Genomic DNA, 25,890 nt, shown 5'->3' on the forward strand with positions numbered 1-25,890 from the left:
AGGAGAGGAAGTTACGCATCAGATAGGTCGCCATGACCTCGCTGTTGTGGCCCGGCCCGCCGCCGTCGGTGTGCGCGGGATTCCGCCCGGCTACTCCGGCCGCTTGGGCCGCCAGACCACCAGCGCGCTGGTCTGCTGCACGTCCTGGTACGGGACCAGGTCGCGCCGGTAGGAGGCGTGCACCTGCGCCTCGCGCTGCCGCATCGCCGCCGCCGCGCCCTCCACGGCCGCCGACAGCTCGGCGACCCGGGACTGGAGCGCCGCGACCTGGTTCTCCAGTTCGATGATGCGCTTGATGCCCGCCAGGTTGATGCCCTCGTCCTGCGACAACTGCTGCACGGTGCGCAGCAGTTCGATGTCACGCGCCGAGTACCGCCGGCCCCGGCCCGCGGTGCGGTCGGGGGAGACGAGACCGAGGCGGTCGTACTGCCGCAGGGTCTGCGGGTGCAGACCCGAAAGCTGCGCGGCCACCGAGATCACGTACACCGGCGACTCGTCGGTCAGTTCGTAGGGGTTGCGGCTGCGCCCCGGACGGTCCATGTCACGCTCCCTTCGCTGCCTGGAACAGCTCGGCCCGCGGGTCCTCGTCCGCGGTGGCCTCCCGGTAGGACTGCAGCGCCTCGCGGGCCTTGTCGCCGAGGTCCTTGGGCACGGCGACCTCCACGGTGACCAGCAGATCGCCGCGGGTGCCGTCCTTGCGCACGGCGCCCTTGCCCCGGGCGCGCATGGTGCGCCCGTTGGGGGTGCCGGCCGGCAGTTTCAGGGTGACCGGCGGCCCGCCCAGCGTGGGCACCTTCACCTCGCCGCCGAGGGCCGCCTCCGCGAAGGTGACGGGCACGGTGACGGTGAGGTTGTCGCCCTTGCGGCCGAACACGGGGTGGGCGTCGACATGGACGACCACGTACAGGTCGCCCGCCGGTCCGCCCCGCTCGCCGGGCGCGCCCTTGCCGCGCAGCCGGATGCGCTGCCCGTCGGAGACGCCCGCCGGGATGCGCACCTGCATGGTGCGCGAACTCCGGGCCCGGCCGCTGCCCTTGCACACCTCGCACGGGGTCTCGGCGATCAGGCCGCGCCCCTTGCAGTCCACGCACGGGTCGGTCAGCGAGAACGAGCCGCTGCCGCCGCGCGAGACCTGCCCGGTGCCGACGCAGGTCGGGCACACCCGGGGGGTGCCGTTCTTGTCGCCGGTGCCCGAACACGCCTTGCAGGGCGCCTGGCTGGACATCCGCAGCGGGACCGTGGCCCCGTCGACCGCCTCGGTGAAGCTGAGCGTCACCTCGGACTCGATGTCCTGGCCGCGGCGCGGCTGGGTGCGCGCACCCGGGCCGCCGCCGCGGTTGAAGAGGCCGCCGAAGACGTCCCCCAGTCCGCCGCCGAAACCACCCGCGCCGCCGGGCTGCGGTCCGCCCTGGGCGCCCCCGAAGAGGTCGCCCAGGTCGAAGTTGAAGCTGCCGCCCCCGGCCCCGGGCCCGGCCCGGAAGCCGCCGTTGCCGAACAGGGCGCGCGCCTCGTCGTACTCCTTGCGGCGCTTGGGGTCGCCGAGGACGTCGTTCGCCTCGGAGATCTCCTTGAAGCGGGCCTCCGCCTTGACGTCGCCCTTGTTGGCGTCCGGGTGGTTCTCGCGGGCGAGCTTCCGGTACGCCTTCTTGATCTCGGCCTCGGTGGCGTCCTTGGGGACGCCGAGAACCTTGTAGTAGTCCTTCTCGACGAAGTCCTTCGTGCTCATCGACGTCCCTCCTCCCGGACGTTTCGCGCGTCAGCCCTCTTCGGGGCCACCGCTCTCCTCGTCGGCCTGCTTCTCTTCCTTGGCCGCGGCCGGGGTGGCCCCGGGCTGCGGTTCCGCCACGGCGACCCGCGCGGGGCGGATCGTGCGCTCGCCGATGCGGTACCCCGGCTGGAGCACCGCGACGCATGTGGTCTCGGTGACATCCGGCGCGTACGAGTGCATCAGCGCCTCGTGCACGGTCGGGTCGAAGGGCTCGCCCTCCTTGCCGAACTGCTGGAGGCCCATCTTGGCCGCCGCGGTCTCCAGGGACTCGGCGACGGACTTGAACCCGCCGACCAGCTCCCCGTGGTCCCGTGCGCGGCCGATGTCGTCGAGCACGGGCAGGAGTTCGGTCAGGAGGGCCGCCGTGGCGATCTCCTTCACCGTCACCCGGTCGCGCTCCACGCGGCGGCGGTAGTTCTGGTACTCGGCCTGGAGCCGCTGGAGGTCCGCGGTGCGCTCGCCGAGCGCGGTACGGACCTGGTCCAGCTGGGCCGTCAGACCCGCGGTCTGCGCTGCGTCCCCTGCCGGGGCCGCCGGGCCCTCCTTCTCGGAGGACTCGGCGGTCTCGGCGGCGTCGTCAGGTGTGGCGCCGGAGGGGACGTCGGGGTTCTCGTCGTCGAACCCCTGGGTCTCCTCACTCACGCGGCACCGCCCTTGCTGTCCTTCTCGTCGTCCACGATCTCGGCGTCGACGACGTCGTCGTCGGCCTTGCCCTGCTCGGCGCCCGGGGCACCGGCGCCGGCGGCCGCGCCGCCCTCGGGGGCGGCGTTGGCGTAGAGCGCCTGGCCGAGCTTCTGGGAGACGGCCGCGACCTTCTCGGTGGCGGTGCGGATCTCGGCGGTATTGTCGCCCTCGGCGGACTCACCCTTGAGCTTCTCCTTCAGCTCGCCGAGCGCGGTCTCCACCTCCGTCTTCACATCGCCGGGGACCTTCTCCTCGTTGTCCTTGAGGAACTTCTCCGTCTGGTAGACGAGCTGCTCGCCCTGGTTGCGGGTCTCGGCGGCCTCGCGGCGGCGGTGGTCCTCGTCCGCGTACTGCTCGGCCTCCTGGCGCATCCGGTCGACCTCGTCCTTCGGCAGCGAGGAGCCGCCGGTGACGGTCATCTTCTGCTCCTTGCCCGTCCCCAGGTCCTTCGCGGTGACGTGCATGATGCCGTTGGCGTCGATGTCGAAGGAGACCTCGATCTGCGGGACCCCGCGCGGGGCCGGCGGCAGACCGGTCAGCTCGAACATCCCGAGCTTCTTGTTGTACGCCGCGATCTCGCGCTCGCCCTGGTAGACCTGGATCTGCACGGACGGCTGGTTGTCCTCGGCCGTGGTGAAGATCTCGGACCGCTTGGTCGGGATCGTGGTGTTGCGCTCGATGAGCTTGGTCATGATGCCGCCCTTGGTCTCGATGCCGAGGGACAGCGGGGTCACGTCGAGGAGCAGGACGTCCTTGACCTCACCCTTGAGGACACCGGCCTGGAGCGAGGCGCCGATGGCGACGACCTCGTCCGGGTTCACACCCTTGTTGGCCTCCTTGCCGCCGGTCAGCTCCTTGACGAGCTCGGCGACGGCGGGCATACGGGTGGAACCGCCGACCAGGACCACGTGGTCGATCTCGGACAGCTGGATGCCGGCGTCCTTGATGACGTTGTGGAAGGGGTGCTTGCAGCGCTCCAGGAGGTCGGCGGTGAGCTGCTGGAACTGCGCGCGGGTGAGCTTCTCGTCGAGGTGCAGGGGGCCCTCGGCGGAGGCCGTGATGTACGGCAGGTTGATGGTCGTCTCGGTGGAGGACGACAGCTCGATCTTCGCCTTCTCGGCGGCCTCGCGCAGACGCTGGAGCGCCATCTTGTCCTTGGCCAGGTCGACGCCGTGGCCGTTCTGGAACTGCTTGACCAGGTACTCGACGACGCGCTGGTCCCAGTCGTCACCACCGAGGTGGTTGTCGCCGTTGGTGGCCTTCACCTCGACGACGCCGTCGCCGATCTCCAGCAGCGAGACGTCGAAGGTGCCGCCACCGAGGTCGAAGACGAGGATCGTCTGGTCGTCCTTGTCCAGGCCGTAGGCGAGGGCGGCGGCGGTGGGCTCGTTGACGATGCGCAGGACGTTCAGGCCCGCGATCTCGCCGGCCTCCTTGGTGGCCTGGCGCTCGGAGTCGTTGAAGTACGCCGGGACGGTGATGACCGCGTCGGTGACCTTCTCGCCCAGGTACGACTCGGCGTCGCGCTTGAGCTTCTGCAGGATGAAGGCGCTCATCTGCTGCGGGTTGAAGGTCTTGCCGTCGAGGTCGATCTTCCAGTCCGTGCCCATGTGGCGCTTCACGGAGCGGATCGTCCGATCGACGTTGGTGACGGCCTGGCGCTTGGCCACCTCGCCGACCAGCACCTCGCCGTTCTTCGCGAAGGCGACGACGGACGGCGTGGTCCTGGCGCCCTCGGCGTTGGTGATGACGGTGGGCTCGCCGCCTTCCAGAACGCTGACGACGGAGTTAGTCGTGCCCAGGTCGATGCCGACCGCACGTGCCATTTCGATTCCTCCAGGTGACTTGAGTGGATCTGGCTCAAGGATGCACGACGGAGGCAGTGGAGTCAAAGGACCTGAGTCAAGGGCACTCAACTTTTATCCGGCCCTTACAGGCACCTCGAACCCCAGGCGTGGCGCGACCCGGTCCGCCCCTACCCGTCTGCCAGAGTCATACACGGCCAAACCGGTACGAACCACGCACACACGCACACTCACCAAGGGCGGGCGCATGTCCCCGAAGCGAGCCTTCGACCTCGGCGGAGCGACTCTCCTGCTCCTGATCCTGTCCCCGGTGACGCTGGCGGCCGCGGCCGCCGTGGCGGTGACCGGCCGCGGCCCGGTGCTGCGCCGCACCGAGCGCCTGGGCCGGCGCGGGCGGACGTTCACCATGTTCACGTTCCGCATCACCCGCGGCGGCGCCCTCACACCGGCCGGGCGACTGCTGCGCCGCCACTACCTGGATCTGCTGCCCCAGCTCCTCAATGTGCTGCGCGGGGACATGGCCCTGGTGGGGCCGCGCCCGCTGCCCGGCCCGCCGGGGCGCTCCGGGGCCGCCCGCGCCCGCCTCGCGGTGCGCCCCGGGATGACCGGGCCCTGGCAGATCGGCGGGCGGTCCGATCTGCCCTGGGAGGAAATGGGCGTCCTCGACCTGCATTATGTGGAGCAGCACTGGCTGGGACTCGACCTCGCGGTCCTGGCCCGCACGGTGCCGGCGGCGGTCCGCGGACGACGCCCGGCGACGGCGGTACGGACCGTGCCGGTGAGGGTTGCCTGAGCGACACAGATCACCGGCGGCCCAACTACAGTGCGGCGGAACAACTGGGTAGTCTCAGCAGGGACTGAATAAGTTACCGCTTAGTAGTGCCGGACTACCCACCCTCGCAGGCCCGAGGAGCCTCCCATGCAACTCGCCGCGATCATCGTGTCGCTGACCCTGACCGTCGTCGGCGTTGCGCTCATCTCCCGAGCGGTCGCGCAGATCTACCGGTTCGTCCGGCTCGGCCAGCCGGTCCCCGCCGGCAGCCGCACCGACGACCCCAAGGCCCGCACGATCACGCTGGTCAAGGAGTTCCTGGGCCACACCCGGATGAACCGCTGGGGGATCGTCGGCTTCGCGCACTGGTTCGTCGCGATCGGCTTCCTCACCCTGCCGCCCACCCTGGCGCAGGCGTACGGGCAGCTCTTCCAGGCCGACTGGGTGCTGCCGGTCATCGGCGGCTTCCTGCCGTTCGAGATGTACATCGAGTTCATCGGCCTGATGACCGTCGTCGGCATCCTGGTGCTGATGGCGATCCGGCTGCTGAACCTGCCCTCCCGGGCCGGCCGCAAGTCCCGCTTCGCCGGCTCCAAGGCCTGGCAGGCGTACTTCGTCGAGTACATCATCCTCACCATCGGCCTCGCGATCCTCGTGCTGCGCGGCCTGGAGGGGGCGATCCACCACGTCGAGTCCTACGACGCGGCGTACTTCGTGTCGTACCCGCTGGTCCTGGCGTTCAAGGGCCTGTCGCTGCCCACGCTCCAGACGCTGATCTACTTCACCGCGATGATCAAGATCGGCACCTCGCTGATCTGGATGATCACCGTCTCGCTGAACACCAACATGGGTGTGGCCTGGCACCGCTTCCTCGGCTTCCCCAACATCTGGTTCAAGCGGAACGCGGACGGCGCCACGGCACTCGGCGCCCTCCAGCCGATGACCTCGGGCGGCAAGGAGATCGACTTCGAGGACCCGGGCGAGGACGACGTCTACGGCGTCTCCCAGGTCGAGCAGTTCTCCTGGAAGGGCATCCTCGACTTCTCCACCTGCACCGAGTGCGGCCGCTGCCAGTCGCAGTGCCCCGCCTGGAACACCGGCAAGCCCCTCTCCCCCAAGCTCCTGATCATGTCGCTGCGCGACCACGCGCACGCCAAGGCCCCCTACCTGCTGGCCGGCGGCGGCAAGAGCATGGAGGGCGAGGAGAAGGCGTCCGAGGAGCAGCTCGCCGGGGTGCCCGCCGCGGCCCTCGCCGAGGCGGAGCGCCCGCTGATCGGCACCGCCGAGGAGAACGGCGTCATCGACCCGGACGTCCTGTGGTCCTGCACCACCTGCGGCGCCTGCGTCGAGCAGTGCCCGGTCGACATCGAGCACATCGACCACATCGTCGACATGCGCCGCTACCAGGTCATGATCGAGTCCTCGTTCCCGTCCGAGGCGGGCACGATGCTCAAGAACCTGGAGAAGAAGGGCAACCCCTGGGGGCTCGCCAAGAAGCAGCGCGTCGAGTGGACCAAGGAGGTCGACTTCGAGGTCCCGATCGTCGGCAAGGACGTCGAGGACCTGTCCGAGGTCGACTACCTCTACTGGGTCGGCTGCGCCGGCGCCCTGGAGGACCGGGCGAAGAAGACCACCAAGGCCTTCGCCGAGCTGCTGCACATCGCGGGCGTCAAGTTCGCGATCATGGGCGGCGAGGAGAAGTGCACCGGCGACTCCCCGCGCCGCCTGGGCAATGAGCCGCTGTTCCAGCAGCTCGGCCAGGAGAACGTCGCGATGCTGAACATGGCCTTCGGCGAGGACGACGAGGACGAGTCGACGAAGAAGCCGAAGTCGGCCAAGAAGATCGTCGCGACCTGCCCGCACTGCTTCAACACCATCGCCAACGAGTACCCGCAGCTGGGCGGCGAGTTCGAGGTCATCCACCACACCCAGCTGCTCCAGCACCTGATCGACGAGGGCCGGCTGATCCCGATCACCCCCGTCGAGGGCCTGATCACCTACCACGACCCCTGCTACCTGGGCCGGCACAACAAGGTCTACACGCCCCCGCGCGAGATCATGGACAAGGTCCCCGGCCTGCGCCAGCAGGAGATGCACCGCCACAAGGAACGCGGCTTCTGCTGCGGCGCCGGCGGCGCCCGGATGTGGATGGAGGAGCGGATCGGCAAGCGCATCAACACCGAGCGCGTCGACGAGGCCCTCTCCCTCAACCCGGACATCGTCTCCACCGCCTGCCCGTTCTGCCTGGTCATGCTCACCGACTCGGTCAACGGCAAGAAGGCAGAAGCGGACAGCGGCTCCGCCGCGGGCGTCCAGGTCAAGCAGTCCCTCCAGGTCGTGGACGTCGCACAGCTCCTGCTCGACTCGGTGAAGACCCCGCCCACCGACCCGGAGCCCGCGGACGAGACCGAGGACGCGCCGGAACCGGAGCCGGTGAAGTAGCCGTCTCCCCCGGGGAAGCTCCATGACGGAGTGAGCGCCGCCGGGAGGAATCCCGCACGGCGACCGTCGAGCGGCCGGACCTGTCTCGGGGGCAGGACCGGCCGCTCACGTGTGTCCGGGGACCCCGGGGCGGCCGGACCCGTGGCCCCTGGGGAACAACCCCCAGGGGCCCCTTAGGGGATGTCACAGGTAGGCCGCAATGGCCCTCTCCTCCCGGCCCCCGGCCGCCGGACGGTCGCGGAGCGGGTACGTTCGATGACGTGGCTGGATTCAGGATCGGACGCGGCCGGGACAACCGCACCCCGCAACAACCGCAGGCCCAGGCGCCCCAGGCGCCCGGCCCCTACCAGGGCGCGCCGCCGTACGGGCAGCAGCCGCCGCCGTGGCCGAGCGCCGGCGGCGGGCAGCAGCCGTACGGCCCGCCCCAGGGCCGGCAGGGCGGGCATGGCGGGCATGGCGGGCAGGGCGGGCACCAGGGACAGGGCGGCCCCGGGGGCTACGACGAGCCGGAGTACTTCGGCGACCCGTACCACCAGGGCCACCAGGGCGGCGGCGCCCCGCACGACCCGTACGCCGCCAACAACCCCGGCCACACCCAGGCGTTCAGCGTCCACGACGACGACATGTACGGCGCCGGCTCCACGTACACCGCCGGGGGTCCCCCGGCCCCGGTCGGGCCGCGCCTGCACTGGAAGCAGCTGCTGAGCGGCATCGTGCTCCGCCCCGGCCCCACCTTCCTGCAGATGCGGGACCACCAGGTGTGGGGCCCGGCGATCGTCGTGACCTTCCTCTACGGCCTGCTGGCCCTCTTCGGCTTCGACGAGCCCCGCAAGGACGCGATCAACGCGACTCTCTCCGTCGCGGTGCCGATGGTGCTCAGCGTGGGCATCGCCTTCGTCGTCTGCGGGCTGATCCTCGGCGCGGTGACGCACACCCTGGCGCGCCAGCTCGGCGGCACGGGCTCCTGGCAGCCCACCGTCGGCCTCTCCATGCTGATCATGTCCCTCACGGACGCGCCCCGGCTGCTGTTCGCCCTCTTCCTCGGCGGCGACAACCCCCTGGTGCAGGTCCTGGGCTGGCTGACCTGGCTGGCGGCGGGGGCGCTGTTCACCTCCATGGTGAGCAAGTCGCACGACCTGCCGTGGCCCAAGGCACTGGGGGCGTCGGCGATCCAGCTCGTCGCGCTGCTGTCGATCATCAAGCTCGGCACGATCTGAGGCCGGCCGGCCGGTCGGACGTACGGCGGCGGGCTCGTGGAGCTGTGCTCTCCACGGGCCCGCCGCTTCGCGTCTCAAGGGCCGTCGCAGGGGCCGTCTCAGGGGCCCTCTCAGGGGGCTCAGGGGTCGTCTCAGGGGCGGAGGATGCCCGCCCGGCGGGCCGCCGTCAGCCAGGACGGGAACTCGGACAGCAGCCGGTCGTACAGCTCTTGGCCGGAGAGCGTGGCGATGTCGTCGACGGCGAAGAAGCCCACGTTGTCGACGCGTCGGCCCGCCATGGTGTCGAAGCGCTCCAGCACCCCGTAGTTCGACCGCCCGAGGCCCACGAACTGCCAGAACACCGGCTCCTCGACGGCCTCCCGCAGCTCCCGCTCGATCTCGGCGTTGCGGTAGACCCCGCCGTCGGAGAAGAACAGCACCAGGGTCGGGTCCGCGGCCGGGTTCTCCCGGACGAACGCGCGGACCTCGGAGATCACCTTCTGCTCCTCGTTCTGGATGCCCACCAGGCGCATGTCCACCTGCCCGGGATGCAGCCCCTTCCGCGGCTTCTTCGGCCGCCCGAAGAGGCTCATCTCGCCGCAGCGCACATGCAGCCCCAGCCACTCGGGCAGCTCCCCGAGCCGCAGGTCGGGCAGCCGGGCGGGGTTGGAGGCGAAGGTCCACGCCTGCATCTCGCCGTCGTCGTCGAGCTGCGCGGCCACGGCGGCCATCCGCTCGACGACATCGGTGACGACGCCCTTGAGGTAGAGCCCGGCCATCGACCCGGACGCGTCGAGCACCAGGACCACCCGCGCGCGGGCCCCGGCGGCACCGTGCTTGGTGAGGCTGACGGCGACCTGCTCCTTGCGCAGCGAGAGGCGCTTGCGCATGTCGACGGGGAGCAGTTCCTCGCCCTTGGTGAGGCGGGGCGGGGTGGAGGGTGGCGCGGGGGTGGGCGGGGTGGGCGGCGCGGCCGGGACTGCCGGGGCCGGGGTGGGCGGGGGCGGGGCGGCCGGGGCCGGTGCCGTCGCCTGCGTCTGCGTCGGTGCCGTCGTCTGCGCCTGCCCCGCCGGCTCCTCGTCCACCGAGATGCCGAAGTCCGTCGCGAGACCGGCCAGCCCGGTCGCGTACCCCTGCCCCACGGCCCGGAACTTCCACTGCCCGTTGCGCCGGTACAGCTCCCCGGTGACGAACGCCGTCTCCGTCGTCGCCGTCATCTCGAAGCGGGCGAGCGGGGCGCGGGTCCGGGCGTCCAGGAGGGTGAGCGTGAGGTCCCGGACCTGGCCGAAGGTCCCGCTGTCGGCGGAGGCGCACAGCACGACCCGTTCGACGTCCGCCTGCACCGTGCCGAGGTCGACGGCGACGCCGTCCCGCGCGGTCCCGGTGCCCTTCTCGCCGCCGAGGTGCCGGACCGCCCCGGAGGCGTGCGCGGGCTGGTTGTAGAAGACGAAGTCGGCGTCGTCACGCACCCGTCCGGCCGGAGTCAGCAGCAGTGCCGACGCGTCGACGTCGGGGGTGCCGGGCCCCGCCGTCCAGCTCAGCACGGCGTGCACGGCGGAGGCGGCCACGGGAACGTTGGCGCCCTTGCTCATCGATGTCGCTGCCACGGGGCCAGTCTGCCCGGCGGCCCGGGGCGGAGCGCAAGGCCCGGAGCGACCCGGTCCCTCCCGGCCCCGCCCCTGCGCGCTCCCGCGCGCCTACGCGTCGAGGACCTGGCCGTCCCGGCGGACGACCGGCTTCTCCACGCTCCAGGGGAAGTTGATCCACTCGTCCGTGCGCTTCCACACGTACTCGCACTTCACCAGCGAGTGCGACTTCTCGTAGATCACGGCGGACCGGACCTCGGCGACATGGTCGAGGCAGAAGTCGTGCACCAGCTTGAGCGTCTTGCCGGTGTCGGCGACGTCGTCGGCGATCAGGACCTTCTTGTCGGAGAAGTCGATCGCGTTGGGGACGGGCGCCAGCATGACGGGCATCTCCAGGGTGGTGCCCACGCCCGTGTAGAACTCCACGTTCACCAGGTGGATGTTCTTGCAGTCCAGCGCGTACGCCAGACCGCCGGCCACGAAGACACCGCCGCGCGCGATCGACAGCACCACGTCGGGCTCGTAGCCGTCGTCGGCGATGGTCTGCGCCAGCTCGCGGATCGCGCCGCCGAACCGCTCGTACGTCAGGTTCTCGCGTACCTCGCTCATGCGTCGGCCCTCACACCTGCGTCCGGTGGAAATTGATGAACGAGCGGGAGGCGGTCGGCCCCCGCTGCCCCTGGTAGCGCGAGCCGTACCGCTCGCTGCCGTAGGGCTCCTCGGCGGGCGAGGAGAGCCGGAACAGGCAGAGCTGCCCGATCTTCATGCCCGGCCAGAGCTTGATCGGGAGCGTCGCGAGGTTCGACAGCTCCAGCGTGACGTGCCCCGAGAACCCGGGGTCGATGAACCCGGCCGTCGAGTGCGTCACCAGGCCGAGCCGGCCGAGGGAGCTCTTGCCCTCCAGCCGGGAGGCGATGTCGTCCGGCAGCGAGATGACCTCGTAGGTCGACGCGAGCACGAACTCGCCGGGGTGCAGGATGAACGCCTCGTCCCCCTCGGGCTCGACGAGCCGCGTCAGGTCCGTCTGCTCGTCGGCGGGGTCGATGTGGGGGTAGCGGTGGTTCTCGAACACCCGGAAGTAGCGGTCCAGCCGCACATCGATGCTCGAGGGCTGCACCATGGTCTCGTCGTACGGATCGATGCGCACGCGCCCGGCGTCGATCTCGGCCCGGATGTCCTTGTCTGAGAGAAGCACGTCCCGAGGATACGCAGAGCGCGCGGGCCGTCCCCAATCGGACGGCTGCCCGCGCGCTCACCGCGACCCGGCCCCTATCCCTGGTCGAGCCGGTCCCGAGCCGTCGTCACCGGCACGGCGCTCCTCAGCCGCGCACACCGCGGACACCGGATGAGCCGGCCCGGCCCGAGCCGCTCGGGCCCGAGCTGCTGCATCGGAAACGAAGCGGTGGTGAACACATGCCCCTCGGCACAGCGGACGACGGTGCGCTCCATCAAGTCCATCGGGCCCCTTCCCCAACGAATGCGGACGAAGCCACACATTAGGGGATCGAGCGGGCGCCACCGCACACGGCACTCCGCCCCGCCGGGGACCACTCCGGGGCGCCGCCGGAACCCGAGGCTACGCCCCAACTCCCCTGCCCCGCAGCGCCCTCCACCCTCCGGACACACGAACGCCCCGCGGCGTCCTGCACCGAGGGGCGGGGAATGGGGTAGAGTGTGCGACGATGCGGCACCGATCAAGGTCCGCCGCGCGGGTGTAGTTTAATGGTAGAACATGAGCTTCCCAAGCTCAGAGCGCGGGTTCGATTCCCGTCACCCGCTCCACGAGAAAGCCCCAGGCCAGCGGCCCGGGGCTTCTTTGTTGTCTAGACCGGATCAGGCTTCGCGTGCCCGTTCCGTGCCCGATGGCTGATCGTCGGGCACGCTGTCGGCCTTCTCACGCTCGGCGCGGACACGGGCGTCGATCCCGTCGGCCACCTCACGCTGCCGCTCCAGGTTCGAGTGCTGATAGATCAGCGCGGCCCGCTCGGAGGACTGCCCGGCGCGGACCATCGTGTCCCTGAGGGTGGCACCCGACTGCGTCGAGATCGTGTGACCGGTGTGCCGAAGGTCGTAGAAGCGGAAGTTCTCCGGCAGGCCGACGGCCGCGCGAGCCTTCCGCCACTTCCGCCCGAACGTGGAACGCCGGAACGGCTTGCCCCGCTCCCCCACGAACAACAGTCCGTCCGGCTGCTTCTCGGCGTACCAGGCGAGATGCCGCTTGAGGTCCTTCTCCAGAAAGGCCGGCAGGACGAGGAACCGCTTGCCCGCGTCAGACTTGGTGTCACCCGGTGCCCGCCGACCGGTGGTGAGTTCGGGCTCGGCGGTCCGCACCCAGATGCCGACGTTCTCCAGGTCGACATCACGACGGCGCATCGCGGCCTGTTCCTCCGGCCGGGCCGGGCCGTAGGCAGCGATGTAGACCATGAGTCGCCAGCGGGGGCCGAGGGCGTCGGCGAGCGCGTCGACCTGGGCGACGGTGGCGGTCGGTCGCTCCTCGGCGGTTTCCTTGCCCGCGCCTCGGATGCGGCAGGGGTTGCGGCGGATCAGCTCGTCATCGGCGGCGGTCTCCATGATGGCCTTCATCAGCCGGTACGCCTTGGCGACCGTGGTTTCCGCCCCGGTGGTGTCGAGACGTTCCGAGCGCCAGGAGCGGACGCGGGGCGGGGTGATCTCGTCCAGGTCCAGGCCCTCGAAGGCCGGCAGGATGTGCAGCCGAAGCAGCCGCCGGTACAGCTCGTCCGTGGTCGGCGAGAGACGACGCTCTTTGACCCACTGAAGCGCGTAGTCCTTGAAGTTGACCGCTCCGGCGTCAGGGTCCGCCCAGTCGCCGCGCCGGATCTCTGTCTGCTGCTCCGCCAGCCAGTCGTCAGCGTCCCGTGCGGTCTCGAAGGTGTGAGGCGCCGGGCGGTCGACGCCATCGGGCCCGAGGTACCGAGCTTGATAGCGGCCGGACGGCAGTTTGCGGATGCGGCCGAAGCGCCGCTTGCTCTTCTTGTTCCTCGTCATCAGGCAGCCCTTCCGTACCGGGCACGGCGACGGCGGATGGGCTGGACGGTGTTGCCGTCGATGTACGCGTTCAGCGCGCTTTCCTTGATCCGTACGTGGCGGCCGACCTTGACGAAGGCGATCCGCCGTTCGGCGATGAGCCGCCGGGGGAAACGGGCGGTGGTGCCGAGGCGTTCGGCGGCTTGCTCGACGGTCAGCAGGAGGTCACTCACGACCGTTCTCCTTCCAGGTCGGCGAGGGCTTCGCGGGCGGTTTCTCGGTTGAGTTGGATGTCGCGGGCGATCGAGGCGGCGAGGGCTGACTCACCAGGGGTGTGGCCGTGTCCGGCGTACTCCCAGGAGGCGAGGACGAGCACGGTGTCCGGGTCGCCGAGGGCGTCGTGGTCTTGGGCGGCGCGGTAGTCGGCGCGGATCTGGCGGAGGGCGCCGAGGGTGGTGGAGTAGCGGCGGGATTTGGTGGAGAAGTGGCCGCGGAAGCCGAGCATGTGCGCCCAGGCAGCCAGCTTCCGGTCCGGGTGGAGGGGGGCCAGGTCGAGGCAGGCCTCGATGAGGCGGCGGGGGTGGTCGGGCACGTCCAGGAGGTCGAGGACTTCCCGGTTCCCGATTCGGCGGTCGAGGCTGCCGGTCGACTCGGCCGCCTTGGTGGCGTACTTGGCGACGTAGGAGGCAACCGCCTGCTCGGTGATGTCGGAGCCGTCGCCGAAGGCCTTGACCGGGCGGATGTCGAGCTGGGTGCCCCAGCGGAAAGGCCGGCAGAGGTGGTCCCCGGCGGCCGGGACGGTGATCGAGGTGTAGGAGTGGGCGACCGCTGCGCGGATGGAGTCGTCGAGCAGCTGCACGCTGGCCCAGGACGGCGGGGCGGTGTCGGGGCCGTCGGGTCCGTCGAAACGGATCACGGCGTGGAAGTGGATTGCGCCGCGTTTCTGAAACTCGGCGACCTTGCCGTAGGAGACGCGCAGCAGGTCTTTGAGTTCGCGTTGGGTGAGTCCGGCGCGGGCGGCGATCTCGCGGCGCAGGCGGGTGGTGAAGCGCTGCCAGAGCTGTCCGGCGTGGTTGTTGAACAGGACTGTGCCCGCGTAGTCGTAGGTGGCGGGGTCGAGGGCGGTGCCCAGGACAGGGTCGTCCTCGGGGTGGCGGGTGCCGCAGCGGCAGAGGCCACGGTCGGGCCGGTTGTGGACCGGGCCGAACGAGGGGGCGGTGAGGGTGGCGAAGACGCGCGGGTGATCCCGCACAGTCGCCGGGATGTCCTTGGCCTCATCCCCGGCCAGGCCCGCGCGGATCAGGTGGTAGGTGTCTCCGGCGTAGGTGTAGGCGCAGGTGGGGCAGCGGGAGGCGCGGCGGTTGCCGCAGGCGACGCGGAGCCGTCCGTCCGGCTCGTGCTCGGTGGAGTAGCGGCGCAGCGTCTCGCCGGTCGTGCGGTCTTTGGCGAGGGTCCAGCCGGTGAGGTGGATGGGGTCGGAGCAGCCGCCGGTGCGGTGCACCTGGTCTTTCCAGCGGTCGAAGCCGGGGGACCCGGCCACCCGGAGGACATCGTCCAGGGTGGCCGGGTCCAGGCCCGCCGCAGTGGCGGTGTTGGTCACGCGTCCTCCTCGGCAGGGTTGGTGAGGGCGTCGAGATCGTGGGCGGCCTGGTCGGCGGCGGCGGAGATGGCGCGCAGGATGTCGGCGGTGCCGGTGGGGGCGATGAGCGTGACGTCGACGGGGCCGCCTCCGATCCGGAGGCTCACGAAGCCGGAGTCCGGGAAGGTGACGACGCGTGTGCGCGTGTCGGCGTCCAGGTGCGCGGTGACGGTGATGTCCTTCATGCCCGGCCCCCGACCAGCTGGGCGGTGCGGACGGGGCGGGTGCCGGTGCCGTGGCAGGCCGGGCAGTGGACGGTGATGGTGCGCAGGTTGCCGTGTCGGTCGCGGCTGCCGAGGGTGACGCGGACGGTGGGGAAGCCGTCGCAGTTGGAGCAGACCCGCGCGGGCGTGGTGGTGGGCTGGGCCATGATGGGTGTCCCTTCTTGTCCTTTGCGATGGGTTGGGGCACGGCTCCCGGGGCGGGCAAGACTTGGCGGTTGAGACCGCCCCGGGGGCCGGTCAGCGGCGCTTGTGCTCGGAGGCGATCAGCGAGCGGACGACGAGCGCGCAGACGGCGACCGAGGCCGCGGTGACGGCGACCGCCAGGAGCATCGAGACCAGGACCGCGCCGACGACCAAGGCGACGGCGGTGCCGCCACCGACGAGGGCGAGTGCGGTGCCGGGCGTGAGCTGGACCGTGGCCCGGGCCGGTGCCGCCGGGGCGACGGGGGCCGGGGCCGGGGCGGCGGTGTGCTGGATGATCGCGGTCGGCTCGACAACCGGCGGGGTGACGATGCCGGTCGGGGTCGGCATGGTGGGGATCTTCGGACGGAACATGGCGGGTCTCCTTCCTGACGGTGGGCTACTTGCTGATGGCGGTGTCGATGACGGGGGCCAGGAGACTGTCGGCGAGGAGGAAGCCGCCGAGGAGGAGCACGGCGACGAGCCACCAGGGCGGGCGGATGAGCTTGATACCGAGGGCGCCGACGACGATCAGGGCGAGCCAGAGCGGAACGTCCATGACGGTGGTCTCCCGTTCAGTCGGAGATGCGGCAGCGGTGGGTACGGGCGGCGAGCTGGGCGGCCGAGGAGCTGGAGAAGTCGGCGGACCAGCCGCAGCGGTCGGCGGCGCACACGGCGGCGTGCTTGGTGCGGCCGTGCCGGTCGCGGTGAGTGCCGATCTGCACGGGGCCGATCCGCATCACGGAGTGGAAGTGGTCGCGGGAGGGCATCGCGGTCGTCCTTTCTGCTCAGGCGAGTTGGGCGGCGATGGCGTCGGCCATAGGCGCGGGGACGCCGAGGCGGGCGCGCAGGGTGTCGGTGTCGATCGGGCTGCCGGTCCGGGCGTGGTGGTCGTCGGCGACCTTGCGGGCGTGGTCGACCAGGGCGGCCGGGACGGGCGGAGCCGGGGCGGGATTGGGCTCGGGCGCTGGGGGCAGGGCCGGGGTGGGCTCTGGTTCGGCGACGGGAACCGGCTCGTGGGCGGTCTCCGGTTCGGCCGGCACATGCTCGACCGGCGCGGTCGTCGGCTCCGGTTCGTGGTCGTGGTCGGTCGCGGTGGGTGAGTGGGCGAGGAGGGTGCCGCCGAGGAAGGCGAGAGCGGGCCATCCGGCGATGCCGAAGCGCAGCCAGGCGGGCGGGTGCTGAAGGTCGAGGAATCCGGCGGTGGCGACGTTCGCGCCGAGGGAGGCGACGAGGGCGATGAGGAACCAGCACCAGGCGAGGCGGGACGGTCCGTCGTTGCGCAGTCGTCGCCAGGCGGCGACCAGGAGCAGGTCGACGGAGACGGGGTAGGCCCAGGCCTTCCAGCCGGTCTGTCCGGCAGCGGCGGCGAGGTCGTGCAGGTGGGCGAAGGACAGGGCCCCGGCGATCACGGCTTGCACCAGGACGGCGTCCACGCGGAGCGTGCGGGTCATGTCTTCACCTCCTTTGCAGGGCGTTTTGGGCATGGCGGGGTAGGGAGCTGGCGCGAGACAGTCGCGCCGACCGGGGGTGCAGGGTGGGTCAGGCGGAGGCGGGCGCCTCGGTCTGGGCCGGGATCTTGACGAGCGACACCGTGGGCGGCAGCTCAGGCCGGAAGGCAGCGAAGCCGGGCAGCTCGGGGGCGCGGTGGGCGTGCCGGTTGCAGGCGTTGACGGCCTGGCGCATCGAGGTGTGGGGGGTGCGGATGCGGGCCCAGCCGCCGGTCGAGTCGCCGGTGACGGCGAGGCCGGGGGTGTCGGTCGGGATGGAGATGGCGGCCAGGACGGCGTCGGGGGCGATGTCGCCGAAGGCCATGTTCGCGCTGGTCTCGTCGTTGACGCGGTGGGCGGTGCGGGCGGTGAGCTGGGCGCGGAGCATGGTGATGCCCTTGCCGAGTTCGGAGCCGAAGCGCTGCCCGCAGATCTCCAGATAGATCCCGGCGGCGCGGCCGAGCTGGGCGAGCCGGGCAAGCGCGGTGATGATGCGGTCCCGGCGCTTCTCCTCCTCCTTCGTGGCGAACAGGGCGAGTTCGGCAACCTCGTCGACGAGCAAGACGATCGGTGTCGGTCGCAGCCGGTCGGGCAGGTCCCAGATGTCGGCGGCGATCTCCGCATCGGGGATGTCGGTGGTGATGCGCTGGTCGGCGCGGATCAGTTGGTAGACGCCTTCCATGTGCGTGACGAGCGCGTCGAGGAGGTCGGCGGCGGTGTCGGGGTTGTCGGCCAGCGCGGAGAACCGGCGGGCCAGCGGGAACAGCTCCACACCTTGCTTGCAGTCGATGCCGACCAAGGCCACGTCCTGGGCGGCGAGTTCGGCGACCAGGTTGCGCTGGTAGACGGACTTGCCGGACTTCGTGGCCCCGACGGTCAGGGCGTGCGGGATGGTGCGGTAGTCGCGGTAGTGGACGGCCCCGTCCTCGCGCAGGGCGACGGGGACGCGCATCGGCGTGCGGTCGAGCTTGGTGGGCATCTGCACCCGGGCCAGGACGTCGTAGCCGGTCATCCTCAGTTCGACGACACCCGAGCGGATCTCGCGCGAGGTGACGCCGTACATGGCGAACGAGTGCCGCAGCCGGTCGCACGAGGCGGCCACGTCGAAGGCGTCCTGACCGGGCCGCAGCCCCAGCCGCAGGACCAGGCCGGTACGGGTCGGGCGGAGCCGCAGGATGCGCGGTGCACGCGACTCGGGAGCCGGACGGCCTGCCATCCGGGCGATGGCGAGCCGCCAGCGCGGCGGCGGGACGGTCAGCCCGCACGCTTCCATGACCGAGGTGTAGCGGACCAGGACCCGCAGCGTCGCGAGGGTGACGCCGAAGGTCAGCCAGTACCAGGCGGGGTGCCGCCACCGCAGGAGACCCGCGACGGCGACGACCACCAGGAGCACGACCGTGAAGCCGGTCATGATCAGGCCGCCTTCGGCTTCGCGGCGGACTCGACCAGCGACGTGACGGCGACCGCGCGGAAGGCGATGCCGTGACGGCGCTGCCCGTTGAACTCGTTCTCCCACGGCCGGGCGATCAGGCCCGTGATCGCGACCGGCGTACCCATGACCAGCTCACCGGAGACGCCGGTCTCCGGGACGGTGACGGACAGGATCTCCACCTCGCCGTTCGCCGCGAACATCACGTCCACGGTCGACAGCGCGGCACCGGTCTCCGCGTCCATCGCACGCTCACCGGTACGGCGGTCCTTCACCTTGGGCTGCGGGGGCTGGGCCACCATCACGGAGGCGGCGGAGGTGTCGACGGGGATCTGACGCACAGAGATCACTCCTCTAGAAGTGCTGGACTCCGTCACTCATGTACATGAGTGACATGAAGAAGAGTGCACGACTCCTGTATATGAGTCAACCCGCCAGGGCGAAGAAGTCCCAGCGGGTTGAGAGGAGTTGAGTGGGCGTCAGTCGGCTGCGGGGATGCGGTACTCGAAGACGAACTGGTCAGCGGCCATGAGGGTGTCGCAGACCTCCACCACCCGGCCTGCTTCGGTCACCGCGTTGCGGAGCAGGTGCACGACGGGCGCGCCGGGGCTCAGCGCCAGTTCGGACGCCTCAGCCTTGGCGGCCGGGCGCGCTGTCAGCGTCTCGACGAACTCGGCGAAGATGTGGCCGTCGTCCTCCAGCCGGGCGTAGATACCGCCGGGGCCGGGGTTCTCGGCGAACAGTTCGGGGATGTCCTTGACCACGTCCCACGGCAGGTACGACGACGCGGTCTCGACCGGGACGCCGTTGCGGAAGTAGAGCCGCCGCCGGGCGAGGACCTGAGTGCCGGCAGAAACTCCGAGCCGGTCGGCGATGTCCTCCGGGGCCTCCTTCGGGCCGATGTACAGAACGCTGACCTTGGCTGTGGCGCCGGACTGGGCCGACTCGGCGAGATACGCAGCCTTGCCGCCGCGGCGGTGCGAGGCGCGGAACCGGTCCGAGGAGCGCAGCCGCACGGGCGGCCGGTCCTTTACGATCGAGCCCTTGCCGTGGCGGGTGTCCACGAGCCCACTGGCCCGAACCTCCACCATCGCCTTGCGGATCGTCCCGCCGGAAACGCCGTAGCGCTCGACCAGCTCGGATTCACTCGGCACCAGGTCCCCAGGCTTGAGGACGCCCGCCCGGATCTGCTGAATGATCTCGTCGGCGATCTGAACGTACCGAGGTACGGCCCTCCCACCTCCTACGGCTGTTCCCATAGTCCTTCTCACTCTCCTATGCTCCTGTACATGAGTAACAGCGCCCGAGAGACCCAGTCAACGCCACTGCACTCCGTGTCCGTCGCGGGAGCAGTCGTGCGCGAGGACGGGCGACTCCTGGCGATCCGCCGAGCCGACAACGGAACGTGGGAGCTCCCGGGCGGCGTGCTCGAACTCTCCGAGGCCCCCGAAGACGGAGTGGCCCGCGAGGTCTGGGAAGAGACCGGCATCCGTGTGGAGGTGGATGAGCTCACCGGGGTCTACAAGAACACGACGCGCGGCGTCGTCGCCTTGGTGTTCCGATGTAAGCCGTCCGGCGGTGTTGAGCGAACCTCAGCCGAGTCGACGGCCGTTGACTGGCTCACGCCCGAAGAGGTCGCCGAGCGGATGGCCGAGGTCTACGCGGTGCGCCTGCTCGATGCGCTGGACGGGCACGGGCCCCATGTCCGGAGCCATGACGGCAAGCAGCTGATCCAAGCGCGGTAAGAGTTTCTCTACTTCATCAAGGCGCATCCGCCGCGCACGGCGCGGCGTCGCGCGGCCCGGCGACTCGGGCCGCGCTCCTGTCTTCGCCCCGCTCTGGCCCGGCCGCCGGCCGCACGCCAACGGCGAAGGGTTGATGGGGGAACCCCGATGTGGCTGGGGCGGTCGGCTCCACGGCTTTAGGCAGCCACCATGGGGCGAGCCTCGAAGATCATGGCCCCAAAGTCGTGCCTTAACGGGCAGGTCCACAGACTGCCCGACTCGCCGGAAGCTTACGGGGCCATGATCTCTCGCCCCATGGCAGCTCCCGCCCAAAGCCGCTCCACCGACCGAATCTTCCCGATACGCTCCGGACATGGCGACAACAAACGGGTGGGGAACCGCTAGCCCGCCACCAATGCTAATCCGGTGTTCGTACTGTGAAGTGCCCACCCTGGGCACGACGCGTGGGGCGTACGAACTCACACCGGAGGGTGAAGAGGAGTTCAGCCCAACGCTCTACACCCTCGTGACGTGTGACAAGTGCCGGGCTCCTCAGCTCATGGTGCAAGCGGGAGACATGCACTCCGGGGGGTACTTGGGGTGGGGGGAAGCAGTTCGAGAGTGGCCCAGTGATTCATCTGGGCCACTGAGCCCGAGTATTCCGCAAGCAATCGCGCGTGAGATGCGCGAGGCTCGTGCATGCTTCAGCGCTAAGTTGTACACCGCCACTGCTGTGATGGTCCGGCGAACCCTCGAAGGCATGTGTGTAGACCAGGGCACCACAAAGAAGGTGCTCTTCCAGGCGCTGGGCGAACTGCGGGATGCAAACAAGATCGAGGGTCGGCTCTTCGAATGGGCGCAGGCCCTTCGTGTTCTTGGCAACCAAGGTGCCCACTTCAGCAAGGACGCGGTAGGCCGGGAAGACGCCAGCGATGCCTTGGAGCTTGCAGAAGCTCTGCTGGACTACATCTACGTCTTCACCGCGAAGTACGAAGAGTTCGAGAAACGTCGATCCACGTCACCGGGCGGCACCACCGCTTAGCAAGCTCGAAGCCCCCGGGACCACCGTGGGCTGGCGAATCCGCCCGTGCCCGATGCGTGCCCGACAGGCCGGTAAGTCACGGTCAACAGCGGGTGCCGGGAAGAGCCCAAGGATTCACCCTGTCACCCTTTGCCCCTGGTCAGACCGCCAACGACGCCCAGAAGCGCGGTGATTCCCAAGCTCAGAGCGCGGGTTTGATTCCTGTCACCCCCCATGCAGAAGGCCCAGGTCAGTGACCTCGGTGGCCTGAAACATCCGGGGCGGCGCGTGCTATGCGCCTTCCCTGGCCCGCAGATCCATGTCGGCGACGTTCCGGTGGACTCGCCGATGACCTGATCCGACTTGCCTTAGCGGCGGCGGAAATTGAGCGGCTTCACGGACACGGCGCCGGACCTCTACGGATAGATCGGGACGGTGGCGAGCACGACGAAGCCGTGTGGGCTGTTCGGCTCACGCCTGAGCACGACACATGCCGCGCGTACACCGACGGGCTCGCGCCCAGCGAGCATCATCACCGACAGCAGGACGCGGCCGACGGGCACTTCACGCAAGGGGCAGGCGGCCTCGATGACGAAGCGAGCGCGGGTGTCCTGGGCCGAGCCAACAGTGGATCTTCTGCTCGATGCAGTTCACCATCTGCTGGGTGGCCCAGTGGGCGGTTTCGCGGTCGGAGTAGGTGGCGGATCTGGTGCGTACAGCCATGTCTTCCGCTTCAGCTTGCGTCGAACCACCGCCTTCGACGACGTGCTGACGAGCCCGGGTGCCGGCAGCACCGTCATCGTTCGCGGCACGGTCTCCGAGCGGAGCGTGCTCACCCACACCGACGGCACCCAGGAGCCCAAGAAGGGCGACCTGCCCGACCGCTTCGTCTTCGTCAAAGCGCTCTACGCCGGAAGCCGATGACGCTGCGAGAGAAGTCGCCCTGCCCACGACGAGTACCTGCCCATCAAGCTGGACGCCGACGGCATGCTCCCTGAAGACCCCCGCCACCGCGACGACGATCCGACTCGCCGCGATATTCGCCGCCGCACCCGATGGGAGCGGCAGCACGAGTTGAGCCAAGCGCAACGCGAAGATCAAGTATGACTACGACAACGACTGTGCCAACTTCGTTTCCAAAGCGCTCCACTGGGGCGGCAAGATACAGCAGCGCAAGAACACTTCGCGATGGTTCGCCTCGACATCTATACCTGGGCCGCCGGCGTCGTCACCGGCGGCAAGGGAAACGAGATCACCATCACCCAGCACAGCCGCGTTCACCGCACAACGCTGAGCCAGTGGTTCAAGAACAAAGAGAACCTGAGTGCTATCAATATCATTCTTCCGGGGAGGCGCAGTTGAGATGGCGTGGCAGGCCGGTATGGCTGGCAGGAGCATCCGGCCACGGCAACCTTCACGCTGGGGGAGCACGACGCCACCGTCGACGTCCGCTTCACCGGCGAACACGCGCCACGCTGTCCCGGCTGGAGAGCGGGCGACGCTGGAGCTGCTGCTGCCGCTGGCCCGCACCTACGACGTCCCGCTGGACGACCTGGTCGGCGCGCCGCGCACGGGCGATCCCCGAATTCATCTGAAGCCGATCCGGCGGTCCGGAATGGTCTTCGTGCCGCTGTCCCGGCAGCCGGGTGGCACCCAGGCGTTCAAGATGATCATCCCGGCCCGGCCGGAGCCGCTCGAACCGACTCCGCAGACCCACGAGGGCGTCAAGTGGCTCTACGTCCTCAACGGGCGGCTACGGCTGGTAGTCGGGGAGAGCGATCTGACGCTGACGCCCGGTGAGGCGGCCGAGTTCGACACCTCCCTGCCCCACTGGCTGGGCAGCGCGAACGGCGGCACGGTCGAGCTGCTGATCCTGTTCGGGCCGCAGGGGACGCGGGCGCATCTGCGGACGGGCGGCCGCGACCCGGTCGGTTACGGGCGCGACTCGGGCGGGCGCGACTCGGCCGGCGGCGGCGGACGGCGGACGGTCGTCGCGCCACGCGGGGGGCTGACGGGGGGGCGGGGCGCGGAGCCGCTCGTGGTCGAGGGTGGCGCCCGGCGCGGGGGGATGCCAGGCTTGATCGTCGGGTGTGCGGCGAGGGCCGCCGCGCGTCAACGGGGGTGTGGGGCATGGCAGTCGGTGGGGCGGGCGGGGACGGGCAGAGGCGCGGGGTGCTCGGTGCGCTGCCGGAGCGGGCGCCCCGGCGGATCGGCCCCTACCGGATTCTGGCCCGTCTCGGCGCGGGCGGTATGGGCGAGGTCTATCTCGGTGCCGACACGCGCCCGGCGTCCGCAGGCGCCGGGCCACGCCCGGTGTCCGAGGACGACGGGCCGCGGTTGGCAGCGGTCAAGACCGTCCGGGCCGAGCTGGTCGGGGACCAGGCGTTCCGCGACCGGTTCCGGCGCGAGATGGACACGGCCCGCTCGGTCGAGAGCCGTTTCGCCGCCCGGCTGCTCTCCGGTGACGCGGAGGCCGCGGAACCCTGGCTGGCCACCGAGTACGTGGCCGGGCCCACGCTGGAGCACGCGGTCCGCGCGTCCGGGCCCCTGCCCGCGGCGGCCGTGCGGGCCCTCGGGCTCGATCTCGTGCGGGGGCTGCGCGGCATCCACCACGCCCGCGTCCAGCACCGGGATCTGAAGTCCTCCAACGTCCTGCTCGGCAGGGACGGCGCCAAGGTGATCGACTTCGGTATCGCGCGGGCCTTCGGCGCCGCCACGATGACCGCGACGGGGGCGATGCTGGGCTCGCCGGGCCATATGTCCCCGGAGCATGTGCTGGGCGGACGCCATGTGGTGGCGGCCTCGGACGTCTTCTGCATTGCCTCGGTGCTGTGTTATGCCGCCACCGGTGAATCCCCTTTCGGCAACGGCCCGTTGGCCGCCGTGCTCTACCGGATCTCGCAGGCGGAGACGGATCTCCGCGCGGTGCCCGACGACGTGCGGGAGCTGATCGAGGACTGCCTGTCCCGCGATCCCGCCCACCGGCCCGACGCGGCGGCCCTGGAGGAACGGTTCCGTGCGGCGGTGGCGGTGGCGGCGGATGCCGGGGCGGTGGCGGACGGGACCGCGGAGGGCGGCGCGGGGCCCGGCGCGGGAGCCGGCCCGTCCGTCTGGCCGCCCGCCGTACGGGAGTTGGTGGCCGCCCACGAGACCGAACTCGCCGCCGTCGTCGCTGCGGCGGCGCCCCTGACCACCCCCGTGCCCACCATGCCGGGCGCCTCCCCCGTCCACAGCGCGGAGACGATCACCGGGCCGCCGGGCGGGCCCCGTTCCCCCTCCGCTGCGGACACCCCCCGTCCCGGTCCGCGCCGTCGCACCATCGCCACCGCGGTCGCGGCGGTGCTCGCCGTCGGCGTCCTGGGCGCCGTCGGGCTGAGGGCCCTGCAGAACGGCGGCGGGGACGAGGCCGGGGGCGGCGGCCCGGGGGCCTCGTCCGGGCCGTCCGGTGCCGCGTCCCCCTCGGGGTCGGGCTCACCGGCGGCCCAGGCCGTGGCGGGCGCCTGGCTGGACCGGCTCGGGGTCGACCGCAGCCGCTACTTCCCGGCCGACCCGGCCGCCCGTCCGGCCGGCTGGAAACCGTGGTCGGGGAAGCTGGAGGAGCGGCCGTGGAGCTGCGCCCTCAGCCCCGAGGTGCTGGTCTGCCGCACCCTCGCGGGCGGGCTGGAGGCCGTGCGCCCGTCCGACGGGAAGCCCTTGTGGAAGGCGGCATCGCCCGCCCCCGGTGACCGTGCCGCGACCACCAACCGGGGCGTCGTCCTCCCGGGGCGCGGCAGCAGCCCGCTGATCCAGGACGATGTCGTCGTCACCATGGAGGCCGGTGTGGTCAGGGGCCGTTCGGCCGCCGACGGCACGGTCCGCTGGGAGAGCGACCCGGACGGCGGCGAGGAGACCGAGCTCTACGGCGACCCGCTGCTCGGTGACAAGGTCGCGTTCTTCACCCTGGGCGGCGCGGGAAGCGTCTACGCGGTGGACGTCCGCACCGGCGAACGGCTGTGGCAGGAGGAACTCACCTCGCACGACGCGCCGATGGCCGGGTACGGCCTGTACCGCGCCGAGGTCTTCGTGGAGGGCAGGCTCATCGCCGTGACCGACGGCGGCCTGGTCGCGTTCGACGCCCGGACCGGGAAGCGGACACCGGTGACCGTGCCGGGCGACAAGAGCTGCGCCGCGATGCGCGTCCACGGCGGCCAGGTCTACTGCGACGTCGAGGGCCGGGACACCACGATCCTGGACGCGGTCACCCTGCGCCCGATCCCCGCGGACCAGGACCCGGACGCCCGTGCCCCCCGGGCCCGGGGTGTCGTCGCCGCCGGAGGCCGGGAGTACGGCCTGGAGCCCAACGCCTCCGGCGGCGCGGTCGAACTCACCGACCTCTCGGCAGCCGGTGCCGCCGGATCCCCGCGCGCCGTCGGCGCGCTGCCCGGACCGGAGGCGGAGCAGGCCGAGTCGGCGAAGGCCGGCTACCTCCACTCGGAGCCGGTGATCGTCGGATCCACCGCGCTCTTCGCCGACAACCGGAACCTCTACACCCTGCCCCTGCGCGGCGGCGAGAGCACACGCCACGAGATCGAGGGAGCGCCCGGATACGGGCCGCCGCCCGGTGGTTCCGGTGCCGGAACCGACGACACCGGGGTGTTCGACGAGTTGGGGGACAAGGTCTGGGCGCCCGAGGTGATCTCGCTCGGCGGAGTGCTCTACCTCGTCTTCCACGACGGGGCCGTCCACTCCCTCGAACTCCCCGCCTGACGCCCGCGCTTCCCGTCCCGGCGGGGAGCCCCGACCACCCGGCGAACCCCGTTCACCCCGAGCCGCCCGGCTCAATACCCGTCCGACCCGTCCCGGCCGGGAGCCCCGCCCCGCCCGACCCGCAGACCCGACCCGAAGACCGTCCCGCAGTCCCGACCCGTCCGACACCCGTGACGGCAGACCGTTCCGGAGAGGTGCC

The 25,890-nt window shown here is 70.9% G+C and carries 27 protein-coding genes, 1 tRNA gene and 3 pseudogenes; 10 read left to right on the forward strand and 21 right to left on the reverse strand.

Annotation, left to right across the window (positions count from 1 at the left end; all coding sequences use genetic code 11):
* Nucleotides 1-90 precede the first annotated feature (90 nt).
* The 4 genes from ABZ457_RS00005 to dnaK are packed head-to-tail and all read right to left on the reverse strand — an operon-like array spanning nucleotide 91 to nucleotide 4,278.
* Nucleotides 91-540, reverse strand: coding sequence for a helix-turn-helix domain-containing protein (locus ABZ457_RS00005; protein WP_018845934.1), 450 nt, complete (start codon nucleotides 538-540; stop codon nucleotides 91-93).
* A gap of 1 nt (nucleotide 541) precedes the next feature.
* On the reverse strand, nucleotides 542-1,726 hold the full coding sequence (gene dnaJ, locus ABZ457_RS00010; protein ID WP_359152104.1) for a molecular chaperone DnaJ: 1,185 nt from the start codon (nucleotides 1,724-1,726) through the stop codon (nucleotides 542-544).
* A gap of 30 nt (nucleotides 1,727-1,756) precedes the next feature.
* Complete coding sequence (grpE, locus tag ABZ457_RS00015) at nucleotides 1,757-2,410, reverse strand: nucleotide exchange factor GrpE (protein WP_359152106.1); 654 nt, start codon at nucleotides 2,408-2,410, stop codon at nucleotides 1,757-1,759.
* A complete protein-coding gene (dnaK, locus tag ABZ457_RS00020; RefSeq protein ID WP_359152108.1) occupies nucleotides 2,407-4,278 on the reverse strand; it encodes a molecular chaperone DnaK in 1,872 nt (623 codons plus the stop codon). The genes grpE and dnaK overlap by 4 nt, the downstream gene beginning before the upstream one ends.
* 226 nt (nucleotides 4,279-4,504) lie before the next feature.
* Between dnaK and ABZ457_RS00025 the strand changes: the two genes are divergently transcribed.
* The 3 genes from ABZ457_RS00025 to ABZ457_RS00035 all read left to right on the forward strand — a co-directional run bounded on the left by ABZ457_RS00025 (nucleotide 4,505) and on the right by ABZ457_RS00035 (nucleotide 8,688).
* Entirely contained in the window at nucleotides 4,505-5,050 is a 546-nt protein-coding gene (locus tag ABZ457_RS00025; RefSeq protein WP_359152110.1) for a sugar transferase, read from the forward strand.
* A 126-nt stretch (nucleotides 5,051-5,176) separates the two neighbouring features.
* The gene (locus tag ABZ457_RS00030; protein ID WP_359152112.1) at nucleotides 5,177-7,471 is read left to right on the forward strand and encodes a (Fe-S)-binding protein; all 2,295 of its coding nucleotides are present in this window, start codon (nucleotides 5,177-5,179) and stop codon (nucleotides 7,469-7,471) included.
* A 260-nt stretch (nucleotides 7,472-7,731) separates the two neighbouring features.
* On the forward strand, nucleotides 7,732-8,688 hold the full coding sequence (locus tag ABZ457_RS00035) for a Yip1 family protein (RefSeq protein ID WP_359152114.1): 957 nt from the start codon (nucleotides 7,732-7,734) through the stop codon (nucleotides 8,686-8,688).
* A 131-nt stretch (nucleotides 8,689-8,819) separates the two neighbouring features.
* On the opposite strand, the gene ABZ457_RS00040 is transcribed toward ABZ457_RS00035, so the two are convergent.
* The 4 genes from ABZ457_RS00040 to ABZ457_RS00055 all read right to left on the reverse strand — a co-directional run bounded on the left by ABZ457_RS00040 (nucleotide 8,820) and on the right by ABZ457_RS00055 (nucleotide 11,711).
* On the reverse strand, nucleotides 8,820-10,259 hold the full coding sequence (locus ABZ457_RS00040) for a VWA domain-containing protein (RefSeq protein WP_359152664.1): 1,440 nt from the start codon (nucleotides 10,257-10,259) through the stop codon (nucleotides 8,820-8,822).
* A 105-nt stretch (nucleotides 10,260-10,364) separates the two neighbouring features.
* On the reverse strand, nucleotides 10,365-10,862 hold the full coding sequence (locus tag ABZ457_RS00045; RefSeq protein WP_018845942.1) for a phosphoribosyltransferase: 498 nt from the start codon (nucleotides 10,860-10,862) through the stop codon (nucleotides 10,365-10,367).
* Between the two features lie 10 nt (nucleotides 10,863-10,872).
* Complete coding sequence (dcd, locus tag ABZ457_RS00050) at nucleotides 10,873-11,448, reverse strand: dCTP deaminase (RefSeq protein WP_359152117.1); 576 nt, start codon at nucleotides 11,446-11,448, stop codon at nucleotides 10,873-10,875.
* A gap of 74 nt (nucleotides 11,449-11,522) precedes the next feature.
* Nucleotides 11,523-11,711 (reverse strand): hypothetical protein, encoded by a 189-nt coding sequence (locus ABZ457_RS00055; RefSeq protein ID WP_018845944.1) that lies wholly within the window; start codon nucleotides 11,709-11,711, stop codon nucleotides 11,523-11,525.
* 250 nt (nucleotides 11,712-11,961) lie between these two features.
* On the opposite strand from ABZ457_RS00055, the gene ABZ457_RS00060 reads away from it, so the two are divergent.
* Nucleotides 11,962-12,035: transfer RNA gene (locus tag ABZ457_RS00060), tRNA-Gly, on the forward strand.
* 51 nt (nucleotides 12,036-12,086) lie between these two features.
* Here ABZ457_RS00060 and ABZ457_RS00065 read toward each other — a convergent pair.
* From ABZ457_RS00065 to ABZ457_RS00120, 12 genes are all read right to left on the reverse strand, one after another.
* Nucleotides 12,087-13,259 carry a site-specific integrase gene (locus tag ABZ457_RS00065; RefSeq protein ID WP_359152119.1) on the reverse strand — a complete coding sequence of 391 codons (1,173 nt, stop codon included), beginning with the start codon at nucleotides 13,257-13,259 and terminating at the stop codon, nucleotides 12,087-12,089.
* A complete protein-coding gene (locus ABZ457_RS00070) occupies nucleotides 13,259-13,471 on the reverse strand; it encodes a helix-turn-helix domain-containing protein (protein WP_359152121.1) in 213 nt (70 codons plus the stop codon). Before ABZ457_RS00070 ends, ABZ457_RS00065 begins: the two co-directional genes overlap by 1 nt.
* Nucleotides 13,468-14,838 carry a replication initiator protein RepSA gene (gene repSA, locus ABZ457_RS00075; RefSeq protein ID WP_359152123.1) on the reverse strand — a complete coding sequence of 457 codons (1,371 nt, stop codon included), beginning with the start codon at nucleotides 14,836-14,838 and terminating at the stop codon, nucleotides 13,468-13,470. The genes ABZ457_RS00070 and repSA overlap by 4 nt, the downstream gene beginning before the upstream one ends.
* A complete protein-coding gene (locus tag ABZ457_RS00080; protein ID WP_359152125.1) occupies nucleotides 14,835-15,062 on the reverse strand; it encodes a hypothetical protein in 228 nt (75 codons plus the stop codon). Before ABZ457_RS00080 ends, repSA begins: the two co-directional genes overlap by 4 nt.
* Nucleotides 15,059-15,247, reverse strand: coding sequence for a hypothetical protein (locus ABZ457_RS00085; RefSeq protein WP_359152127.1), 189 nt, complete (start codon nucleotides 15,245-15,247; stop codon nucleotides 15,059-15,061). Before ABZ457_RS00085 ends, ABZ457_RS00080 begins: the two co-directional genes overlap by 4 nt.
* Nucleotides 15,248-15,338: 91 nt before the next feature.
* Nucleotides 15,339-15,656, reverse strand: a complete 318-nt coding sequence (locus ABZ457_RS00090; protein WP_359152129.1) for a SpdD-like protein — start codon at nucleotides 15,654-15,656, stop codon at nucleotides 15,339-15,341.
* A gap of 25 nt (nucleotides 15,657-15,681) precedes the next feature.
* On the reverse strand, nucleotides 15,682-15,840 hold the full coding sequence (locus ABZ457_RS00095) for a hypothetical protein (protein ID WP_017947661.1): 159 nt from the start codon (nucleotides 15,838-15,840) through the stop codon (nucleotides 15,682-15,684).
* Between the two features lie 16 nt (nucleotides 15,841-15,856).
* Nucleotides 15,857-16,051: a mobile element transfer protein gene (locus ABZ457_RS00100; protein ID WP_359152132.1), complete on the reverse strand. Its 195-nt coding sequence runs from the start codon at nucleotides 16,049-16,051 to the stop codon at nucleotides 15,857-15,859.
* A gap of 18 nt (nucleotides 16,052-16,069) precedes the next feature.
* Entirely contained in the window at nucleotides 16,070-16,735 is a 666-nt protein-coding gene (locus tag ABZ457_RS00105; protein ID WP_359152134.1) for a DUF2637 domain-containing protein, read from the reverse strand.
* Between the two features lie 88 nt (nucleotides 16,736-16,823).
* Nucleotides 16,824-18,182, reverse strand: a complete 1,359-nt coding sequence (locus tag ABZ457_RS00110; protein WP_359152136.1) for an FtsK/SpoIIIE domain-containing protein — start codon at nucleotides 18,180-18,182, stop codon at nucleotides 16,824-16,826.
* A gap of 2 nt (nucleotides 18,183-18,184) precedes the next feature.
* The gene (locus ABZ457_RS00115) at nucleotides 18,185-18,541 is read right to left on the reverse strand and encodes a hypothetical protein (RefSeq protein WP_359152138.1); all 357 of its coding nucleotides are present in this window, start codon (nucleotides 18,539-18,541) and stop codon (nucleotides 18,185-18,187) included.
* 138 nt (nucleotides 18,542-18,679) lie between these two features.
* Nucleotides 18,680-19,459: a GntR family transcriptional regulator gene (locus ABZ457_RS00120; protein WP_359152140.1), complete on the reverse strand. Its 780-nt coding sequence runs from the start codon at nucleotides 19,457-19,459 to the stop codon at nucleotides 18,680-18,682.
* A gap of 18 nt (nucleotides 19,460-19,477) precedes the next feature.
* On the opposite strand from ABZ457_RS00120, the gene ABZ457_RS00125 reads away from it, so the two are divergent.
* Nucleotides 19,478-19,945: an NUDIX domain-containing protein gene (locus tag ABZ457_RS00125; RefSeq protein ID WP_359152142.1), complete on the forward strand. Its 468-nt coding sequence runs from the start codon at nucleotides 19,478-19,480 to the stop codon at nucleotides 19,943-19,945.
* Between the two features lie 661 nt (nucleotides 19,946-20,606).
* Nucleotides 20,607-20,966, forward strand: a complete 360-nt coding sequence (locus tag ABZ457_RS00130; RefSeq protein ID WP_359152144.1) for a DUF4145 domain-containing protein — start codon at nucleotides 20,607-20,609, stop codon at nucleotides 20,964-20,966.
* A 395-nt stretch (nucleotides 20,967-21,361) separates the two neighbouring features.
* Here ABZ457_RS00130 and ABZ457_RS00135 read toward each other — a convergent pair.
* A pseudogene (locus tag ABZ457_RS00135) lies at nucleotides 21,362-21,668 on the reverse strand (RNase A-like domain-containing protein).
* A 373-nt stretch (nucleotides 21,669-22,041) separates the two neighbouring features.
* On the opposite strand from ABZ457_RS00135, the pseudogene ABZ457_RS00140 reads away from it, so the two are divergent.
* The 4 genes and pseudogenes from ABZ457_RS00140 to ABZ457_RS00155 form a co-directional block, all read left to right on the forward strand.
* Nucleotides 22,042-22,101: pseudogene (locus tag ABZ457_RS00140) on the forward strand (hypothetical protein); the annotation flags it as partial.
* A gap of 32 nt (nucleotides 22,102-22,133) precedes the next feature.
* Entirely contained in the window at nucleotides 22,134-22,307 is a 174-nt protein-coding gene (locus tag ABZ457_RS00145) for a hypothetical protein (RefSeq protein WP_359152146.1), read from the forward strand.
* Nucleotides 22,308-22,437: 130 nt separating this feature from the next.
* Nucleotides 22,438-22,854: pseudogene (locus ABZ457_RS00150) on the forward strand (cupin domain-containing protein); the annotation flags it as partial.
* A gap of 221 nt (nucleotides 22,855-23,075) precedes the next feature.
* A complete protein-coding gene (locus ABZ457_RS00155; protein WP_359152148.1) occupies nucleotides 23,076-25,691 on the forward strand; it encodes a protein kinase in 2,616 nt (871 codons plus the stop codon).
* Nucleotides 25,692-25,890: the final 199 nt, after the last annotated feature.

It is taken from the genome of Streptomyces sp. NPDC005805, from assembly GCF_040630445.1.
Taxonomy (GTDB): Bacteria; Actinomycetota; Actinomycetes; order Streptomycetales; family Streptomycetaceae; genus Streptomyces.

Bases quoted from the DNA above. Each gene is read 5' to 3' on its own strand.
- ABZ457_RS00085 (WP_359152127.1), bottom strand. From the start codon at position 15,247: ATGGCCCAGCCCACCACCACGCCCGCGCGGGTCTGCTCCAACTGCGAC.
- ABZ457_RS00055 (WP_018845944.1), bottom strand. From the start codon at position 11,711: ATGGACTTGATGGAGCGCACCGTCGTCCGCTGTGCCGAGGGGCATGTG.
- ABZ457_RS00005 (WP_018845934.1), bottom strand. From the start codon at position 540: ATGGACCGTCCGGGGCGCAGCCGCAACCCCTACGAACTGACCGACGAG.
- dnaK (WP_359152108.1), bottom strand. From the start codon at position 4,278: ATGGCACGTGCGGTCGGCATCGACCTGGGCACGACTAACTCCGTCGTC.
- ABZ457_RS00125 (WP_359152142.1), top strand. From the start codon at position 19,478: ATGCTCCTGTACATGAGTAACAGCGCCCGAGAGACCCAGTCAACGCCA.
- ABZ457_RS00130 (WP_359152144.1), top strand. From the start codon at position 20,607: ATGCGCGAGGCTCGTGCATGCTTCAGCGCTAAGTTGTACACCGCCACT.
- ABZ457_RS00120 (WP_359152140.1), bottom strand. From the start codon at position 19,459: ATGGGAACAGCCGTAGGAGGTGGGAGGGCCGTACCTCGGTACGTTCAG.
- ABZ457_RS00040 (WP_359152664.1), bottom strand. From the start codon at position 10,259: ATGAGCAAGGGCGCCAACGTTCCCGTGGCCGCCTCCGCCGTGCACGCC.
- ABZ457_RS00025 (WP_359152110.1), top strand. From the start codon at position 4,505: ATGTCCCCGAAGCGAGCCTTCGACCTCGGCGGAGCGACTCTCCTGCTC.
- ABZ457_RS00045 (WP_018845942.1), bottom strand. From the start codon at position 10,862: ATGAGCGAGGTACGCGAGAACCTGACGTACGAGCGGTTCGGCGGCGCG.
- dnaJ (WP_359152104.1), bottom strand. From the start codon at position 1,726: ATGAGCACGAAGGACTTCGTCGAGAAGGACTACTACAAGGTTCTCGGC.
- ABZ457_RS00065 (WP_359152119.1), bottom strand. From the start codon at position 13,259: ATGACGAGGAACAAGAAGAGCAAGCGGCGCTTCGGCCGCATCCGCAAA.
- ABZ457_RS00100 (WP_359152132.1), bottom strand. From the start codon at position 16,051: ATGCCCTCCCGCGACCACTTCCACTCCGTGATGCGGATCGGCCCCGTG.
- ABZ457_RS00145 (WP_359152146.1), top strand. From the start codon at position 22,134: ATGGTTCGCCTCGACATCTATACCTGGGCCGCCGGCGTCGTCACCGGC.
- ABZ457_RS00090 (WP_359152129.1), bottom strand. From the start codon at position 15,656: ATGTTCCGTCCGAAGATCCCCACCATGCCGACCCCGACCGGCATCGTC.
- ABZ457_RS00110 (WP_359152136.1), bottom strand. From the start codon at position 18,182: ATGACCGGCTTCACGGTCGTGCTCCTGGTGGTCGTCGCCGTCGCGGGT.
- ABZ457_RS00030 (WP_359152112.1), top strand. From the start codon at position 5,177: ATGCAACTCGCCGCGATCATCGTGTCGCTGACCCTGACCGTCGTCGGC.
- ABZ457_RS00080 (WP_359152125.1), bottom strand. From the start codon at position 15,062: ATGAAGGACATCACCGTCACCGCGCACCTGGACGCCGACACGCGCACA.
- ABZ457_RS00095 (WP_017947661.1), bottom strand. From the start codon at position 15,840: ATGGACGTTCCGCTCTGGCTCGCCCTGATCGTCGTCGGCGCCCTCGGT.
- ABZ457_RS00105 (WP_359152134.1), bottom strand. From the start codon at position 16,735: ATGACCCGCACGCTCCGCGTGGACGCCGTCCTGGTGCAAGCCGTGATC.
- ABZ457_RS00155 (WP_359152148.1), top strand. From the start codon at position 23,076: ATGGCAGTCGGTGGGGCGGGCGGGGACGGGCAGAGGCGCGGGGTGCTC.